The organism is Pseudomonas sp. Irchel 3A7 (assembly GCF_900187565.1).
GTDB lineage: Bacteria > Pseudomonadota > Gammaproteobacteria > Pseudomonadales > Pseudomonadaceae > Aquipseudomonas.
In genome coordinates this window covers 86,744-101,321 of record NZ_FYED01000002.1, presented here as the reverse complement: position 1 = coordinate 101,321, position 14,578 = coordinate 86,744, and the positions used below count along the sequence as shown (strand labels likewise).

14 protein-coding genes are annotated in these 14,578 nt (G+C 60.8%); 7 read left to right on the top strand and 7 right to left on the bottom strand.

Annotation, left to right across the window (positions count from 1 at the left end):
* Positions 1-93: 93 nt before the first annotated feature.
* Both CKW21_RS03100 and CKW21_RS03095 read right to left on the bottom strand, forming a co-directional pair.
* Positions 94-414 carry a DUF2388 domain-containing protein gene (locus CKW21_RS03100; RefSeq protein ID WP_095192560.1) on the bottom strand — a complete coding sequence of 107 codons (321 nt, stop codon included), beginning with the start codon at positions 412-414 and terminating at the stop codon, positions 94-96.
* 213 nt (positions 415-627) lie between these two features.
* Entirely contained in the window at positions 628-1,647 is a 1,020-nt protein-coding gene (locus CKW21_RS03095; RefSeq protein WP_095192559.1) for a GlxA family transcriptional regulator, read from the bottom strand.
* A gap of 190 nt (positions 1,648-1,837) precedes the next feature.
* Between CKW21_RS03095 and CKW21_RS03090 the strand changes: the two genes are divergently transcribed.
* The 3 genes from CKW21_RS03090 (at position 1,838) to CKW21_RS03080 (ending at position 5,299) form a co-directional block, all read left to right on the top strand.
* Entirely contained in the window at positions 1,838-3,040 is a 1,203-nt protein-coding gene (locus CKW21_RS03090; protein WP_095192558.1) for an NAD(P)/FAD-dependent oxidoreductase, read from the top strand.
* Between the two features lie 218 nt (positions 3,041-3,258).
* Positions 3,259-4,197, top strand: a complete 939-nt coding sequence (locus CKW21_RS03085; protein WP_095192557.1) for a cyclase family protein — start codon at positions 3,259-3,261, stop codon at positions 4,195-4,197.
* Between the two features lie 172 nt (positions 4,198-4,369).
* Positions 4,370-5,299 (top strand): LysR family transcriptional regulator, encoded by a 930-nt coding sequence (locus tag CKW21_RS03080; protein WP_095192556.1) that lies wholly within the window; start codon positions 4,370-4,372, stop codon positions 5,297-5,299.
* On the opposite strand, the gene CKW21_RS03075 is transcribed toward CKW21_RS03080, so the two are convergent.
* The 3 genes from CKW21_RS03075 to CKW21_RS03065 form a co-directional block, all read right to left on the bottom strand.
* On the bottom strand, positions 5,292-6,269 hold the full coding sequence (locus CKW21_RS03075; RefSeq protein WP_095192555.1) for a cyclase family protein: 978 nt from the start codon (positions 6,267-6,269) through the stop codon (positions 5,292-5,294). The genes CKW21_RS03080 and CKW21_RS03075 overlap by 8 nt on opposite strands.
* 148 nt (positions 6,270-6,417) lie before the next feature.
* Positions 6,418-6,732 (bottom strand): NIPSNAP family protein, encoded by a 315-nt coding sequence (locus CKW21_RS03070; RefSeq protein ID WP_095192554.1) that lies wholly within the window; start codon positions 6,730-6,732, stop codon positions 6,418-6,420.
* Between the two features lie 13 nt (positions 6,733-6,745).
* Positions 6,746-7,912, bottom strand: a complete 1,167-nt coding sequence (locus CKW21_RS03065; protein WP_095192553.1) for an iron-containing alcohol dehydrogenase — start codon at positions 7,910-7,912, stop codon at positions 6,746-6,748.
* A gap of 160 nt (positions 7,913-8,072) precedes the next feature.
* On the opposite strand from CKW21_RS03065, the gene CKW21_RS03060 reads away from it, so the two are divergent.
* The 4 genes from CKW21_RS03060 (at position 8,073) to CKW21_RS03045 (ending at position 12,377) form a co-directional block, all read left to right on the top strand.
* The gene (locus CKW21_RS03060) at positions 8,073-8,861 is read left to right on the top strand and encodes an SDR family oxidoreductase (RefSeq protein WP_095192552.1); all 789 of its coding nucleotides are present in this window, start codon (positions 8,073-8,075) and stop codon (positions 8,859-8,861) included.
* A gap of 270 nt (positions 8,862-9,131) precedes the next feature.
* Positions 9,132-10,445, top strand: a complete 1,314-nt coding sequence (locus CKW21_RS03055; RefSeq protein WP_095192551.1) for an MFS transporter — start codon at positions 9,132-9,134, stop codon at positions 10,443-10,445.
* 33 nt (positions 10,446-10,478) lie between these two features.
* Positions 10,479-11,582, top strand: coding sequence for an NAD(P)/FAD-dependent oxidoreductase (locus CKW21_RS03050; RefSeq protein WP_095192550.1), 1,104 nt, complete (start codon positions 10,479-10,481; stop codon positions 11,580-11,582).
* A gap of 201 nt (positions 11,583-11,783) precedes the next feature.
* Entirely contained in the window at positions 11,784-12,377 is a 594-nt protein-coding gene (locus CKW21_RS03045; RefSeq protein WP_095192549.1) for a DinB family protein, read from the top strand.
* On the opposite strand, the gene CKW21_RS03040 is transcribed toward CKW21_RS03045, so the two are convergent.
* Both CKW21_RS03040 and CKW21_RS03035 read right to left on the bottom strand, forming a co-directional pair.
* Entirely contained in the window at positions 12,298-13,218 is a 921-nt protein-coding gene (locus CKW21_RS03040) for a LysR substrate-binding domain-containing protein (RefSeq protein ID WP_095192548.1), read from the bottom strand. The genes CKW21_RS03045 and CKW21_RS03040 overlap by 80 nt on opposite strands.
* Positions 13,219-13,322: 104 nt before the next feature.
* Complete coding sequence (locus CKW21_RS03035; RefSeq protein WP_095192547.1) at positions 13,323-14,435, bottom strand: RHS repeat-associated core domain-containing protein; 1,113 nt, start codon at positions 14,433-14,435, stop codon at positions 13,323-13,325.
* Between the last annotated feature and the right edge of the window lie 143 nt (positions 14,436-14,578).

The window sequence follows — 14,578 nt, the reverse complement described above, 5'->3', positions numbered from 1 at the left end:
GTCTGTCTGAAAGGACACAGGGGTCGCTTCGCGACCCAACGGGGATAAATCCCCTCACCACAAATGTGTTTGCCCGTGCTTTAGTGAATAGCACTATTGACCTGCGCGAACACCATCCTGGACGAGGATGGCGCGGGCCAGGTCTTCGTCGCTTGCGTTATTGAGGTCTGGATGATTCTGCCGGAGCTGATTGAGTACCGATTCCAGATACACGCCGCGAATCGTACCGCCACTGGCCACGAAGCTGGAGGCGTCGTCCCGGGCGGGAATCATCAGTTTGTCATCCTTGAAGGTCGAGTACAGCGAAGCGGATACGCCGGCCGAGGTGGCGACGTCGCCCGCATCCACATCGGCCATCGCGGAACCGACAGGTAAACACAACAGCAGGGAAGAAACGATAATCAGACGGCGCATGATGGTGTCCTCTGAAAGCGTGCTGCAAAAAGGAAGTGCCTCATATTTTAGGATGCGTGGCGGCCCTCGAGAGTTCCGTGCGGATTCGTCGTGCCTTGTGGGAGCGAGCCTGCTCGCGAAAGCGGACTGACATTCGCTATCGATGTCGACTGACACGACCCCTTCGCGAGCAGGCTCGCTCCCACAATTGAATCGGGTTGTTCTTCAGCCGATTCACCGCGAAAACCGGTTGCGATATTCCCGTGGCGAAACCCCCAGATTGCGCTGGAACGTCAGGCGCATGCGCTCTTCATCGCCAAAGCCGCACTGCCGGGAGATTTGATCGATGTTGCGCTCCGAATCTTCCAGCAAGCGCCGGGCGGCTTCGACCCGCAGTACTTCCACGGCCTTGGCCGGGGTGCGGCCGGTCTTGAGCTTGTAGACCCGGGCGAAGTTACGCGGGCTCATTTGAACTTGTTGGGCCAGGGCCTCGACCGTGAGGTTTTCCCCGGCCAGGTTTTGCGTGATCCACAGGTGCAGGTCGTCGAAAGTGGCGCCCTCGCTGGTTTGCGATTGCAGCAGTTGACTGTACTGGGCCTGGCCGCCGGGGCGCTTGAGGAAAACCACCATTTCCCGGGCCACTTGCAACGCCACTTCACGCCCGCAATCTTCTTCGACCAGCGCCAGCGCCAGGTCGATACCGGCGCTGACGCCGGCGGATGTCCAGACCGGCCCCTGTTTGACGAAGATCGCATCGTTGTCGACTTCGATCGAGGGGTAGCGCTCCTTCAGCATCTCGCACATCGCCCAGTGAGTGGCGGCGCGTCGCCCCTCGAGCAATCCGGCCTCGGCCAGCAGGAACGTGCCGCTGCACACCGACGCGGTGCGCTTGGCTTTGCCTGATGCCCCGGCCAGCCATGCGACAAGGTCCAGCGATTTATGCATGGCGTGGAGAATATTCGGTGCGCCGGGAGCGATCAGCGTGTCGATGGAATCTTCGGCGAAGTCGCTCAGCGGCACCGTGTTCACCGCCAGGCCTTCCGCGGTTGCCATCAAGCCGCCGGCAAGGCTGGCCGTGTGCAGCGTGTAGCCGGGCAAGCCGCGACTGTTCATGTACCGGGAAGCTGCCCAGAACACAGTCTGCGCCCCGGTCAGGTCCAGCAGGCCCATATCCGGGTAGGCGAGGAATACGATCAGGCGCGGCTGTCCAACGGGAATGGCGGGTGATTCGAAGGGGCTGGGGATTGCGTTCATAAGCTTCTGTTTGAGCGAGTTGGAATAATGATAATTCGCAAACGGTATAAACGTGATGGCTGTTGATCGGCTGTCAGGATTTCAGGGTTTTATGTCAGTTGGTCCGACGAAGTCTAGCCCTGTCAGCGGTGCCTGGTTGTAGGATATTTGTTCGCTGTCTGCCTCGAAAACTTGAACGAAGGTAGAGATCATGGCCAAGAACATAGTGATAGTGGGCGCCGGTTTTGCCGGCGTCTGGAGCGCCCTCGGCGCGGCGCGCGTACTCGACATCCATGGCAAGGACGCCGATGTCGACGTGATCCTGGTGTCCCCGCGACCGGAACTGGTCATTCGCCCGCGCCTGTATGAACCCTCACCCCATGAAATGACCGCGCCCTTGTCGCCTGTGCTGGAAGCGGTGGGCGTCAAGTTCGTCGGTGCCGAAGTTGAACGCATCGACACATCCGCCCGTCAGGTACGTGCCCGGAGCGCTGACGGTCGCGACATCAAGCTGGACTATGACCGCCTGTTGCTGACCAGTGGCAGCATACTTAACCGCCCGCCGGTGCCAGGGTTGGCCGAATACGCTTTCGCCACGGATCAACTGGCCGATGCAGTGGAACTGGAGGAACACCTGGTCGGGTTGCGCCAGCTGCCGGATTCGCCGGAGCGCAATACGGTCGTGGTGGTGGGTGGCGGTTTCACCGGGCTGGAAGTGGCCACCGAACTGCCGGAAAAACTGCGCAAGATCCTCGGGCCAAATGTCCCGTTCAGGGTCGTCGTGGTCGAGCGCGCCGATGACATCGGACCGGATCTGGGGGCGAATCCACGACCGTTGATCATCGAAGCGCTGGAACAGATGGGCATCGAGTTTCAGGTCGGTTCCGGGGTGGTTGCCATTGATGCCGATGGCGTGCAGACCGCCAACGGTCAGCGCATCGATGCACTGACCGTGATCTGGACCGGTGGGCTGGTGGCCAGTGGCCTGACCTCGCAAGTGTCATCGCAACTGGACCGCCTGGGACGCGCCGAAGTGACCGACGACTTGCGCGTGATCGGCACCGACCATGTGTTTGCCGCCGGCGACGTGGCCAGGGCGTTGACCGATGATCAAGGGCATTACGCGCTGATGTCCTGCCAGCACGCGATCATCATGGGGCGCTTTGGCGGGTACAACGTGGCCGCCGACCTGCTGGGCGTGCCGACCCTGCCATACCGTCAACCCTTCTACGCCACCTGCCTGGACCTGGGCGAGTGGGGGGCGGTGTACACCGAGGGCTGGGACCGTCAGGTGGTGTTGACCCATGACGAAGGCAAGGAACGCAAGCGCATGATCAATACCCAGTGGATCTATCCGCCAGCGGCGAACCGCGCCGACGCCCTGGCGGCCGGTGACCCTCTGGCATCTTTCTAAACGGATGGGTGGGTCATCCTGTGGGAGCGAGCCTGCTCGCGATGGCGGTGTGTCAGGCAACAGTGATGTTGGATGTGCCTGCCTCTTCGCGAGCAGGCTCGCTCCCACAGGTCGGGAACTCGTGAATATTGAGAACAATTGTATTGTCGATCCCTGTCTGTTTCCGCACAAAAGGGCTGGGTACCTTGGGTTCACTCAAACCAGACAAGGACCCCCACATGCTCAATCGCTTGGTACTGCCTTTTGCCCTGTTGTTCTCCCTCAACGCCGCCCACGCCGCCGATGGCGAAAAATGGTACCCGTCGAAATACGGTGCCCAGGATGAAATCGGTGCGTTGAACCTGCTCAATGCCGATTCGGTGCTCAACGCCGCCAAACTGATCAAGACCGGCAAGACCTACCCGCTGGCGGTGCCCATCGACAAGAATCTGCCGGCCTTCCGTCATCGCAGCTTCCACCTGACCAACGTCCAGCCCGGCGAAGCGGGCGGCACCACCATGGGGCCGAACAAATTCACCTTCAACGATGAGCTGGTGGTGGGCTGGACCGGTGTCGGCACCCAGCTCAACGGTATCGGCCACATCGGCATCGATAATGTCTATTACAACGGCAACCGCGCGGCGGACTTCGTCACCGTGGAAGGGGTGCAGAAACTCGGCATCGAAAAAGTCCCGCCGATTGTCACCCGTGGTGTGGTGCTGGACATGACCGCGGTGTATGGCAGCGCCATCGTGCCGGAGAAAACCGAGTTCACGGTCGCCGACATCCAGAAGGCGCTGGACCTGCAAGGCATTACCATCGAGAAAGGTGACGTGGTGCTGTTCAACACCGGTTGGCTGGAACTGCTGGGCAAGGACAACGAGAAGTTCCTCGCGGTGGAACCGGGCATTGGCATGGCGGCGGCCAAATGGTTGGCGGACAAGCAGATCGTCGCGTTCGGTGGCGACACCTGGGCCTCTGAAATCTACCCCGGCACCGACGGCCAGGAGTTCCCGGTCAACCAGTTCATGCTGGCCAAGAACGGCATCTACAATCTTGAGCTGATCGATAGCCGCGCGCTGGTGCGGGACAAGGCCTGGACTTTCATGTTCGTGCTCGGGCAGCCGCTGTACAAAGGCTCGACCCAGGTCAACATCAACCCGGTGGCGATTCGCTGATACCGTTGACTGTAGGAGCGAGCTGGCTCCGGGCGGCGTTCCGACGATGGTCGCTAACGATAATGCTGGCGGCCTGACACCCCTGGGCGTTATTGGGTTTTTCGCAAGCAAGCTCGCTCCTACAAGTACAGGTACAGGTTCATTGACGTCTTAGAAGCGAGCACACCTGCCTATGATTCCCTCCCTCGCCAGCATCGCCGCACGCCTGCGCCTCAAACAACTGCGCCTGCTGATTGCGCTGGATGAACGCGGCTCGCTGCACAAGGCGGCCGAACAGATTTCCATTTCCCAGTCCGGCGCCACCAAGGCGCTGCATGAAGTCGAGTCGCTGCTCGGCATGCCGTTGTTCGAGCGTCAGCCCCAGGGCTTGGTGGCCAACGAAATGGGGCGTTGCATGATCCGTTACGCGCGGCTGATCTACAGCGACGTCGAACACCTGCGCGAGGACATGCTGAGCATCCTGCGCGGGCAGGGCGGTCGACTGTCGGTGGGGGTGATCATGGGCGCGGTGCCGTTGCTCACCCGGGCCTTGACCGAACTGCGCCTCAAGCAACCGCAACTGGCCATCGAAGTGGTGGAAAACACCAGCGCCAACCTGCTTGGGCTGCTGGATCAGGGACGGCTGGACCTGGCCATTTGTCGCACCAGTGTCGGCCAGCGTTCGGACGCTTATGCCTGCATCGAGTTGAGCGAGGAACCTTTGGCGGTGGTGGCCAGCAAGGACCATCCACTGGCCGGTGCCACCTCGTTGCAGTTGGCGCAATTGAGCGATTACCGCTGGGTGGTCTACCCCAAGGACATGCCGATGCGCCAGGCCCTGGAGCGCGAACTGGAGGAGGCGGGGCTGGATATTCCGCGTTATCCGCTGGAGACCTCGTCGATTTTCGCCACCATTTTGCTGGTGCAGCAGGACCCGACTTTGCTGGCGGTGATCCCGGCGGAAGTCGCGGGCTTCTGTGCGCAGTTCGATTTGCTGGTGACACTGCCCTTATCGATGCGCGCGCTGGTCGAGCCCTACGGCGCGATCAGCCGGGCCGGTACCGACTTGCCTCCGGCGGCGACCCTGCTGATCGACGAACTGCAACGGTTGATGGTTACTTGATCACGATCGGGTTCACCGGTGCGCCCGTGCCGCCGACGATCTTCAGCGGCGCGGCGGTGTAAAGGAACTGCCACTGACCGTCTTCGGCGCAGTCGTTGGCCAGGTCATCGAGCATCGCCACTTCGGTGAAGGTCACGCCGAGGTTGCGCATCAAGGCGTTGTGCAGCGGGATCAACACGCCCGAAGCGGGGTCGACCGCCACTTCGTTGGCCATGGTGTCGGTGACCAGGTTGGGGATCTCCATCTGGTGAAACCACTCCACCAGTTCGCGGCTGAAGGTCAGGCCCGGCTCGGCGAAATCCTTGTAGAACTCATCCGGCCCGCGCTCATAGAACGAGCCGATCCAGCCGGTGCGGATGATCAGGATGTCGCGCTTGTGGATCTCGATGCCCTGGGCTTTGGCGGCGGCCAGCAGGTCGTGGTGATTGAAGGTCTCGCCCTTGTCGAGAACGGCTTTGCCGCGATGGCGGGCCATGTCGATCAACACCGCACGGCCGACGATGCCGCGCTCGGCAATCGGCAGGATGCTGGCCTTGTCCATGCCGCCGATGGTGCTCATGGCGTCGTAGCCGTTCCACAGTTTGTTGTCGTGCCAGACATGGCCCAGCGCGTCGTATTGGGTCGAGCCTTGCAGGTGCATGAAGATCACGTCGTCGGCATATTCCACATGACCGTCAAAGTGCGTCTTGCCGGCCAGGAAGTGGCCCTTGTCCAGCACGTTGACCCGCATCGACGGCCGTCGGCCTGGCCACAAGGGTTCGCCCTTGGGGTGGCCGATCTGCACTTGCAGGGTGAAGGTCTTGCCCTGGCGCACCGCGGCGATACCCCGCAGGATTTCCGCGCTTTGCAGGTAGTTCAGGGCGCCGACTTCATCCTCAGGCCTCCATTTGCCCCAGTTGGTGGGCAGGCCTTCGAGCAAGGCCTTGATGTCGGGAGAGCGGTCGGCGGTGTTGTTATTGTGGTCGCACATGGGATCTGTCCTTGGTTTGAGCGTCTGACTCGGTCCCTGTGGGAGCGAGCCTGCTCGCGAAGAGGGCGTGTCAGTCACCATTGATGAACCTGGCACACCGCTTTCGCGAGCAGGCTCGCTCCCACAGGGATTTGTGCTGATTGCGGAATTATTTGATCGGCGAAAACGCCGCCGGCATCAACAGCTTCGATTCCATCTTTTCCAGCATCGGGAACGCGATCGGCACGAAGCCTTCGAGCCAGTCCGGGTCCTGGTACAGGGCGGCGCGTTTCTTGATGCGCTCGTCCAGGCTCTCGTAGGCCCAGATGTGGATCACCTGGTTCAACTCGCCGATTTCGGTGTACCACCAGCCCACCAGCGTGGTGTAGCGAGAGATCACCGGCAGGCCGTTTTCCTCGAAGTGCTTGAGGTAGGTCTGCATTTTTCCGATCTGGATCGTGTAGGTGCGCATTTCGTAGAACATGGGAGGCTTCTCTTCAGGAATGAGTGCCGTGGAAGGCGTTGCCGATGATTCGCTCGACGTCGGCGGCGGTGGTCAGGCGTGGGTTGACCAGCACGTTGCCGCTGCGCATCGAGTCGCTGACCATTTGCGGCATGTAGTCCAGGTCCACGCCCAGGTCCTTGATGTTGTCGGGGATGCCGATGGCCTTGTTCAGCGCCATCACGTGTTCCACGGCTTTGTACCCGGCGTGGGCAGGGCTCAGGCCGTCGACGTTCTCGCCCATGGCCAGGGCGATCTCGCGGAACAGTTCAGGGCAGGCCGGCAGGTTGTATTCGATGACATAGGGCAGCAGCGTCGCGTTGGCGATGCCATGGGGGATGTTGAACACGCCGCCGAAAGTGTGGGAAATCGCATGCACGTTGCCCAGTTTCGATTGCGCGAAGGCGACCCCGGCAAGGAACGAGGCGAGCAGCATCTGCTCCCGGGCATGCAGGTCGGAGCCGGTGAAGAACGCTTTGGGCAGGTAGGTGCAGATCATCTTGATCGCTTGCAGGGCCAGGGCCTGGCTGATCGGGTTGGCCTGCTTGGAGACGTAGGATTCGATGGCGTGGGTCAGGGCGTCCATGCCGGTGGCCGCGGTGATGGATGGCGGCAGCTTGAGGGTGAGTTCGGCGTCGAGAATCGCCAGTTTCGGAAACAGCGCCGGGCTGATGATCACGGTCTTGAACAGGGTCTTGGTGTTGGTGAACACAGTGGACGCGGTGCATTCGCTGCCGGTGCCCGAGGTGGTCGGGATGGCGAAGATCGGCAGCGGCGGGTTCAGCAGTTTGTCGTAGCCCTCGTAGTCGAGGATGTTGCCGGGGTTGGTAGCCATGGCCGCGACGCCCTTGGCGGTGTCGATGCTGCTGCCGCCACCGACACCGATCACCGAATCGCACTCGTGGTTTTTCAGGAACGCCACGGCGCGTTCCAGCACGTCGGTGGTAGGGTTGGGTTCGACGCCGTCAAACACTTCGTAGGCAATCTCGCTGTCAGCCAGCGAAGCAAAAAAAGGCGCCATCACGCCAGACGCCATCAGCCCTTGGTCGGTGACCACCAGCAGTTTTTTTCGAACATGCGGTTTGAGCAGCGTACCGGCCTGGCGCACCAGGCCGTTGCCGCTTTTCAAGGTCGTGGGAAAGTAAAACTGGAAGGGGTTCATCGGTTACTCCGGTTCTTGGTCTTGTTCGTCCCGGAACAGTAATTAGCGTCGCGCGCGGCCGATAATGAAAAGGCCTGATCAAGCGATCACCCTTTGTCATCCCCCGGACAGCGGGCAGGCAGTGGTAACGTGAGCGCTTCCAACAGTCAGGAGCGTGGTCATGGATTTGGGTATTTCGGGGCGGTGGGCGATTGTCTGTGCCGCCAGCAAGGGCTTGGGCCTGGCCTCTGCACGGGCGTTGGCGAAGGAGGGCGTGAGCCTGGTGATCAATGCCCGTGGCGACGAAACGCTGCAGGCGGCCGCCGTGGAGTTGCGCCAATTGGCGCCGACCATCGAGGTGCGCACCGTGGCCGGGGACATCAGTGAACCTGCGGTGCGCGCCCAGGTGCTGGCGGCGTGTCCGCAGGTGGACATCCTGGTCAACAACGCCGGCGGTCCGCCACCCGGGGACTTCCGCGACTGGCAGCGCGAAGACTGGCTCAAGGCGCTGGACGCCAACATGCTCACGCCCATCGAGCTGATCAAGGCCTGCGTCGATGGCATGGCCGAGCGCGGTTTCGGGCGCATCGTCAACATCACTTCCGGCGCGGTGAAGGCGCCGATCGATGTGCTTGGCCTGTCCAACGGCGCCCGCAGCGGCCTCACCGGGTTCATTGCCGGGCTGGCGCGTCAGGCGCGGTTGGCGGGGAACAACGTCACGGTCAACAACCTGCTGCCGGGGCCGTTCGAGACCGAGCGCCTGCACAAGACCCTCGACGCCGCCGCCCAGGCCAATGGCACCAGCGTTGAAAGCATCGCCGAGCAGCGGCGCAAACACGTCCCGGCCCAGCGCTTCGGCCAGCCTGATGAATTTGGTGCGTATTGCGCGTTCATTTGCGGTGCGCAGTCCGGGTTCCTCACCGGGCAGAACCTGTTGCTCGATGGTGGCAGCTATCCGGGGACCTTCTGACCAGTCTTCGGGCTGGGTGTTGATTGATCTGACCCCATCGCGGGCAAGCCCGCTCCCACAGGTTCAGTGGTGTTCACAGGTTTTGACTCGACGCGGACACTGTGGGAGCGGGCTTGCCCGCGATGGGGCCATTGAATTCAACACAAATCCTTCAGGCATTTACCGGGGGATGACTGTCGGTCATCCCCCGAGCAGATCCCATCATTATTCAGCACCCGGGGCCGTGATTAGAGTGGGGCCGCTTGTTTCCACAACAATAAGAGCCCCCACATGAACAATCCGAGTGCCGAAAGCCTGGTATTGCCCGCCGCGACCGCAACCGAGCGTCCCACCAACGTCCGCTGGCGAATCTTCCTCATCATGTTGCTGCTGACCGCGATCAACTACATCGACCGCGCCTCGTTGTCGGTGGCGTTGCCATTGATCTCCAGCGAATTCCAGATCCCCCCGGCCCTTGAAGGCCTGATGCTCAGCGCGTTTTTCTGGTCCTACGCCTTGATGCAGATCCCCGGCGGCATGCTGCTGGATCGCTTCCACACCCGCCGGGTAATCGTCGTCGCGACCGTGGCCTGGGGTGCGTTCCAGGCCTTGGCCGCCGGTGCGCACAATTGGGTCACCCTGATGATCACCCGCATGGGCCTGGGCGTTGCCGAGTCGCCGATCATGCCCGCCGGCGCCAAGCTCAACGGCGCCTGGCTGACCCCCAACGAACGCGGACGCGGCGCGGTGCTGGTGGACGGCGGTGCGCCACTGGGCAGTGCCTTCGGCGCGATCATCATTGCCGGGCTGATCGGCTGGTTCGACTCGTGGCGCATCGCCTTCGTGATTGCCGGCGTCGGCACCATGCTCGCCGGGGTGCTGGCGTGGAAATACATCCGCAACCATCCCAGCGAGCATCCAGGGGTGAACGCCGCCGAACTGGCGCACATCACCGCGGGCAACGCCACGGCCAGCCAGCCCGGCGCGGTGACCAGCATCCCCTTCAAGGAACTGCTCAAGGACCGTTCGGTGCTGGCGATGTTCGCCGGTTATTGCTGCATCCTCAGCGTGTTCTACGGCCTGCTGACCTGGATGCCCAGCTACTTGCACCAGACCCACGGCCTGAACATTTCAGGCATGGGTGGCGCGACCTTCCTGATCTTCATGTGCGGCTTCGTCGGCGAACTGGTCGGTGGTTACCTGGGAGATAAATGGAAATCCAGCGGTGCCTCGCCCAACCTGGTGATGCGCAGCATGTTCAGCGGTTCGGCGCTGGTGGCGGCGCTGTGCATGCTCGGGACGGCTTATGCTTCCGAGGCGAGCCAGGCCATCGGCCTGCTGTGCGTGGCGATGTTTTTCATTCGCTGGTGCGGCATGTACTGGTGCATTCCATCGATCCTCGGCGGCACTTCGAAAACCGGCGTGCTGGCCGGCACCATGAACTTCTGCGGCAACATGGCCGGGGTGATCGTGCCAATCCTGATCGGTTTGATCGTGCAATTCACCGGTTCGTATTTTCTGGTGCTGATCTTCTTCGTGGTCATGGCCATGCTGCTGGCGATATTCTCCAGCCTGATCGATTACCGGGAGCGGGGACTGGTTTGATGGGGACATTGCTTTGATAGGGGTCAGTCGCAGATGAGCGTCGATATCGACACCGTGGTGGTCGGCGCCGGGGTGGTCGGGCTGGCGGTGGCCAGGGCGTTGGCCATGAGCGGGCGCGAAGTGATCCTGGTCGAGGCCGGTGAAGGCATCGGCATCGGCATCAGTTCGCGCAATTCCGAAGTGATCCACGCCGGCATCTACTACCCCGAAGGCAGCCTCAAGGCGCGGTTGTGCGTGGAGGGCAGGCAGCGCCTGTACGCCTACTGCGATGAGCGTGGCGTTAGCCATCAGCGCCTCGGCAAGTTGATCGTCGCCACCGATGAAACGCAGCACGCTGCCCTGCAACGATTGCTGGAACAGGGGCGGCGCAATGGCGTCGATGACCTGCAATGGCTGGACGCCGGACAGGCGCGGGCGCTTGAACCGGCGTTGTCCTGCGTCGCTGCGCTGTGGTCGCCGTCCACCGGGATCGTCGATTCCCATGGGCTGATGCTGGCGTTGCAGGGCGATGCCGAGGCCCATGGTGCGTCGCTGGTCTTCCATACGCCGTTGCTGTCGGCCCGTTGTACTGAGCAAGGTTTCGAGTTGCAAATGGGTGGCGCCGAGCCCATGACCTTGAGCTGTCGCGAGTTGATCAATTGCGCGGGGCTGTCCGCGCCCGAGGTGGCGAGCCGCATCGCCGGTCTGCCTGCGCACCATGTGCCGAAGGCGCGATTGTGCAAAGGCAGCTATTTCAGTTTCAGCGGCCGGGCACCGTTCCGTCGTCTGGTGTACCCGGCGCCGGAAAGCGCCGGGCTGGGCGTGCACATGACCCTCGATCTGGGCGGCCAGGCGCGTTTCGGGCCGGACGTGGAATGGGTCGACACGGTCGATTACCGCGTGGATCCAGCCCGGGCCGACGGCTTCTACCAAGCGATCCGCCGTTACTGGCCAGGCCTGCCGGATCACAGCCTGCAACCGGCCTATAGCGGCATCCGCCCGAAAATCAGCGAGCCAAACGAACCCGCCGCCGACTTTCGAATCAGCGGCCCGAGCGAACATGGGCTGCCGGGTTTGGTCAATCTGTTCGGCATCGAGTCCCCGGGCCTGACCAGTTGCCTGGCCCTGGCCGAGCGCGTAATGGAACAACTCGCATAACCCCCCCTGTGGGAGCGAGCCTGCTCGCGAAAGCGGTGTATCAGATTCAGCAATGGTGACTGACACTCCCTCTTCGCGAGCAGGCTCGCTCCCACAGGTATAGGTACAGTTTGGAGGGATGACCGATAATCAGCACCCGCGCAACGGCGCGTGGATAGCGCTATCCTTGGAAGATGCGCTTATCGCCATCGGAGATATCTGATGATCAATGTACGCACTGCCCGCCTGCTCGCCGATTACAAACAATGGGCCAACCAGCGCCTCTTCGACAACATGGCGCAATTGCCACCGGGCGAAGTCGAAAAGGAACGCGCCGGGATCTTCAAGAACATGATCGGCACGCTCAACCACATCTATGTGGTGGACTGTCTCTGGCAAGCCCACCTCGAAGGCCGAGGGCACGGCTTCACCACTTCCCACGATCTTGTGTACCCCGAGCTAGCGACCTTGCGCCAGGCACAACAGAACGTTGACCACTGGTACTGCGACTGGAGCGCGCGGCAAACCGATGCTTCGCTGGACAGGCCCGTGCGGTTCACCTTCATTTCCGGCGAGAGCGGCACCATGAGCGCCGGCGCGATGCTGATGCACGTGGTCAATCACGCCAGCTATCACCGTGGCTGGATCATCCAGATGTACTTCGAAATCCCGGCCATGCCACCCATGACCGACCTGCCGATCTACATGCGCGAAACCGATCCGAATTTCAATTCGCTCAATGCCCCGGCAGTGGAACCGACATGTGCTCCGCAATTCGCGAGCGCAACCAACGTTCTGCCGGATCGTTATCGTTGACGCCGTTCCAGACCATGGACAGTTCGGACAGGTTGATCTCGAACGGCGCGTCATCGGCGCGCAACTGACTGCTGCCCCTGACCAGCGCGCAGGCCGCGTAATCCGGTACGGTGGCGAGCATATCGGTGCCGGCGAGCAAGTCGCGCAGGCCGGCAAACTGCGGCACCGCCAGCACCACCCGGCGCGACCGGCCGATGCGGGCCAGATCGGTGTCGATGGCCCCGGTCAAATCCCCGGAAAACGACACCAGCGCGTGGGGGCGTTCGCAATATTCGTCCAGGGTCAGGGGGCCGGGCCGGTTATCGCCGCGCAGGATCTTCACGCTCAAATCCCGCAACTTCTTGCGCTTGGCATTGGCCGGCAGTTCAGTGGTGTAGCTGATCCCCACGGAAATTTCCCCGGAGGCGAGCATCGGCGACATCAACAGGAAATTCACTCGCCGTACCACGATTACCACGTTCTGCGCTTCTTCGCGCAGTTGCTTGAGCAAGGGCGGAAACAGGCCAAACTCGGCGTCATCGGACAAACCGATGCGAAACACATCGCGGCTGGTGGACGGGTCGAAATCCTTGGCCCGGCTGACCGCGCCGGAAATGGTGTCCATCGCCGGCTGCAACTCTTTGAGAATCATCAGCGCCCGCTGGGTCGGCTCCAGCACCCGGCCGTTGCGCACCAGCAGCGGGTCATCGAACAAGTCCCGCAACCGCGCCAGCGCCGCACTCACGGCCGGTTGGCCAAGGAACAGCTTCTCCCCGGCCCGGGTCAGGTTTTTTTCGAACATCAGGGTTTCGAAAATCACCAACAGGTTCATGTCCACGCGGCGCAGGTCGTTGCGGTTCATGTGGGTGATGCTCGCTTGGGCTTAGGTTCTTTTTAGTAAAGCACCAAATTTTTAAGGCGAGAACCCCGTTCAGCACGTATTAAACTTGTTCCGATGCACGTTATTTATCCGTCGAAAAAGTTCATGTGCCTGAACGTGAGTTCGCGGGGATCTCTATTTCTACCAAGATATGCAAAATATGGGGCAGCGAGGGCGCGCGATTCCATTTTGTTGATAGAGTGATATGGGTTTCTGATTGATTTTAGTCTGTTGTGGTAATTTTTGATGTCGTAGGTGTCTAGGCCTTTTGGAATTAAAAAGTTGTTACTCTGCATGGCTTTTAGGTGGCGGGTTTTATCGTCAACGTTAAATGATATGAGATGTTCAAATAGGGGGAGTAGTCGTCGGGCTTCTTCTGATTTCAGTGGTTTCGGGCCTGGTGAAATGGCTTCGCCACCGGTTACTCTCGCAACAACAATATCGAATACGCGATTGGTTTCTTGTGATTCAGATGTGCTTTTCGCATAGCGGTAGTCTTCAAGGAAAGTTTCATGTCTCAAAGTATTATTAAGTTCTCGGTTTTCGGTAAGTCGGGCGGCTGATTTATGTTGACCGGCTGTGATGTCAGTCTTAATTGCAGTGCGCTGTGCGGGAATGGATTTGGATCTCGGGATTTTATACAGTGGTTTAGCTAAAAATTCAGTCCATTGTCCTGTTTTATCAGACCCATTAATTGGATCCCCAAGACAGTACGCATAGGGATTCAAACCGCCATCGTCAAACGGACTCAAACTGTCCGGACTATTAAATCGCATCAACACCGGGTTAAACGCCCGATGCCCATTGCCCAATAAATAATCCCCGGTCACCAGATCGCGCCGTTCGCCATTGAAACCGAGCAAACTGGTCAATCCGTTGTCCGCGCGGCTATGGCCATAGGGCGCATAGGCGTTTGGTTCTGGTAGATGATTCGCCTTGACGGTGTTTAGCACCGAACGTTGTAGATCAGTGGCAAGCAGCGTCGTGTCGAGTGCACCCGCCTCGCTCTGCTGTTGCGCCAATAGCTGATCGCCATGTTGGAAGATGGAGTAGCGGATAGCTCCCTTGATCTCGGTAGCCAGGCGACTTTTGCAGTAAAAGCGCTGCTGCTCGGGTTCACCCGGCAACGTGTGGGTGATCAACCGATCGAGGGCGTCGTAGTGGTAGCGGCACCGCAAGTTTACGCTTGGCGTTTGCATAAGTGAGTGCTCTGAAGAACCGATGTTGCTTGGCACTCAGTATTGGTGAGTCCGCAAGCGATGGGAACTATCAGAACTGCTAGGTTTGCGGTATGGCGGTACTCATCACATTCCATCGAGTCGCGGGTCATTGTGGCGAGGGA

Excerpts from the sequence above, each read along its gene's own strand:
- CKW21_RS03100 (WP_095192560.1), bottom strand. The coding sequence starts at position 414 with ATGCGCCGTCTGATTATCGTTTCTTCCCTGCTGTTGTGTTTACCTGTC.
- CKW21_RS03095 (WP_095192559.1), bottom strand. The coding sequence starts at position 1,647 with ATGAACGCAATCCCCAGCCCCTTCGAATCACCCGCCATTCCCGTTGGA.
- CKW21_RS03090 (WP_095192558.1), top strand. The coding sequence starts at position 1,838 with ATGGCCAAGAACATAGTGATAGTGGGCGCCGGTTTTGCCGGCGTCTGG.
- CKW21_RS03085 (WP_095192557.1), top strand. The coding sequence starts at position 3,259 with ATGCTCAATCGCTTGGTACTGCCTTTTGCCCTGTTGTTCTCCCTCAAC.
- CKW21_RS03080 (WP_095192556.1), top strand. The coding sequence starts at position 4,370 with ATGATTCCCTCCCTCGCCAGCATCGCCGCACGCCTGCGCCTCAAACAA.
- CKW21_RS03075 (WP_095192555.1), bottom strand. The coding sequence starts at position 6,269 with ATGTGCGACCACAATAACAACACCGCCGACCGCTCTCCCGACATCAAG.
- CKW21_RS03070 (WP_095192554.1), bottom strand. The coding sequence starts at position 6,732 with ATGTTCTACGAAATGCGCACCTACACGATCCAGATCGGAAAAATGCAG.
- CKW21_RS03065 (WP_095192553.1), bottom strand. The coding sequence starts at position 7,912 with ATGAACCCCTTCCAGTTTTACTTTCCCACGACCTTGAAAAGCGGCAAC.
- CKW21_RS03060 (WP_095192552.1), top strand. The coding sequence starts at position 8,073 with ATGGATTTGGGTATTTCGGGGCGGTGGGCGATTGTCTGTGCCGCCAGC.
- CKW21_RS03055 (WP_095192551.1), top strand. The coding sequence starts at position 9,132 with ATGAACAATCCGAGTGCCGAAAGCCTGGTATTGCCCGCCGCGACCGCA.
- CKW21_RS03050 (WP_095192550.1), top strand. The coding sequence starts at position 10,479 with ATGAGCGTCGATATCGACACCGTGGTGGTCGGCGCCGGGGTGGTCGGG.
- CKW21_RS03045 (WP_095192549.1), top strand. The coding sequence starts at position 11,784 with ATGATCAATGTACGCACTGCCCGCCTGCTCGCCGATTACAAACAATGG.
- CKW21_RS03040 (WP_095192548.1), bottom strand. The coding sequence starts at position 13,218 with ATGAACCGCAACGACCTGCGCCGCGTGGACATGAACCTGTTGGTGATT.
- CKW21_RS03035 (WP_095192547.1), bottom strand. The coding sequence starts at position 14,435 with ATGCAAACGCCAAGCGTAAACTTGCGGTGCCGCTACCACTACGACGCC.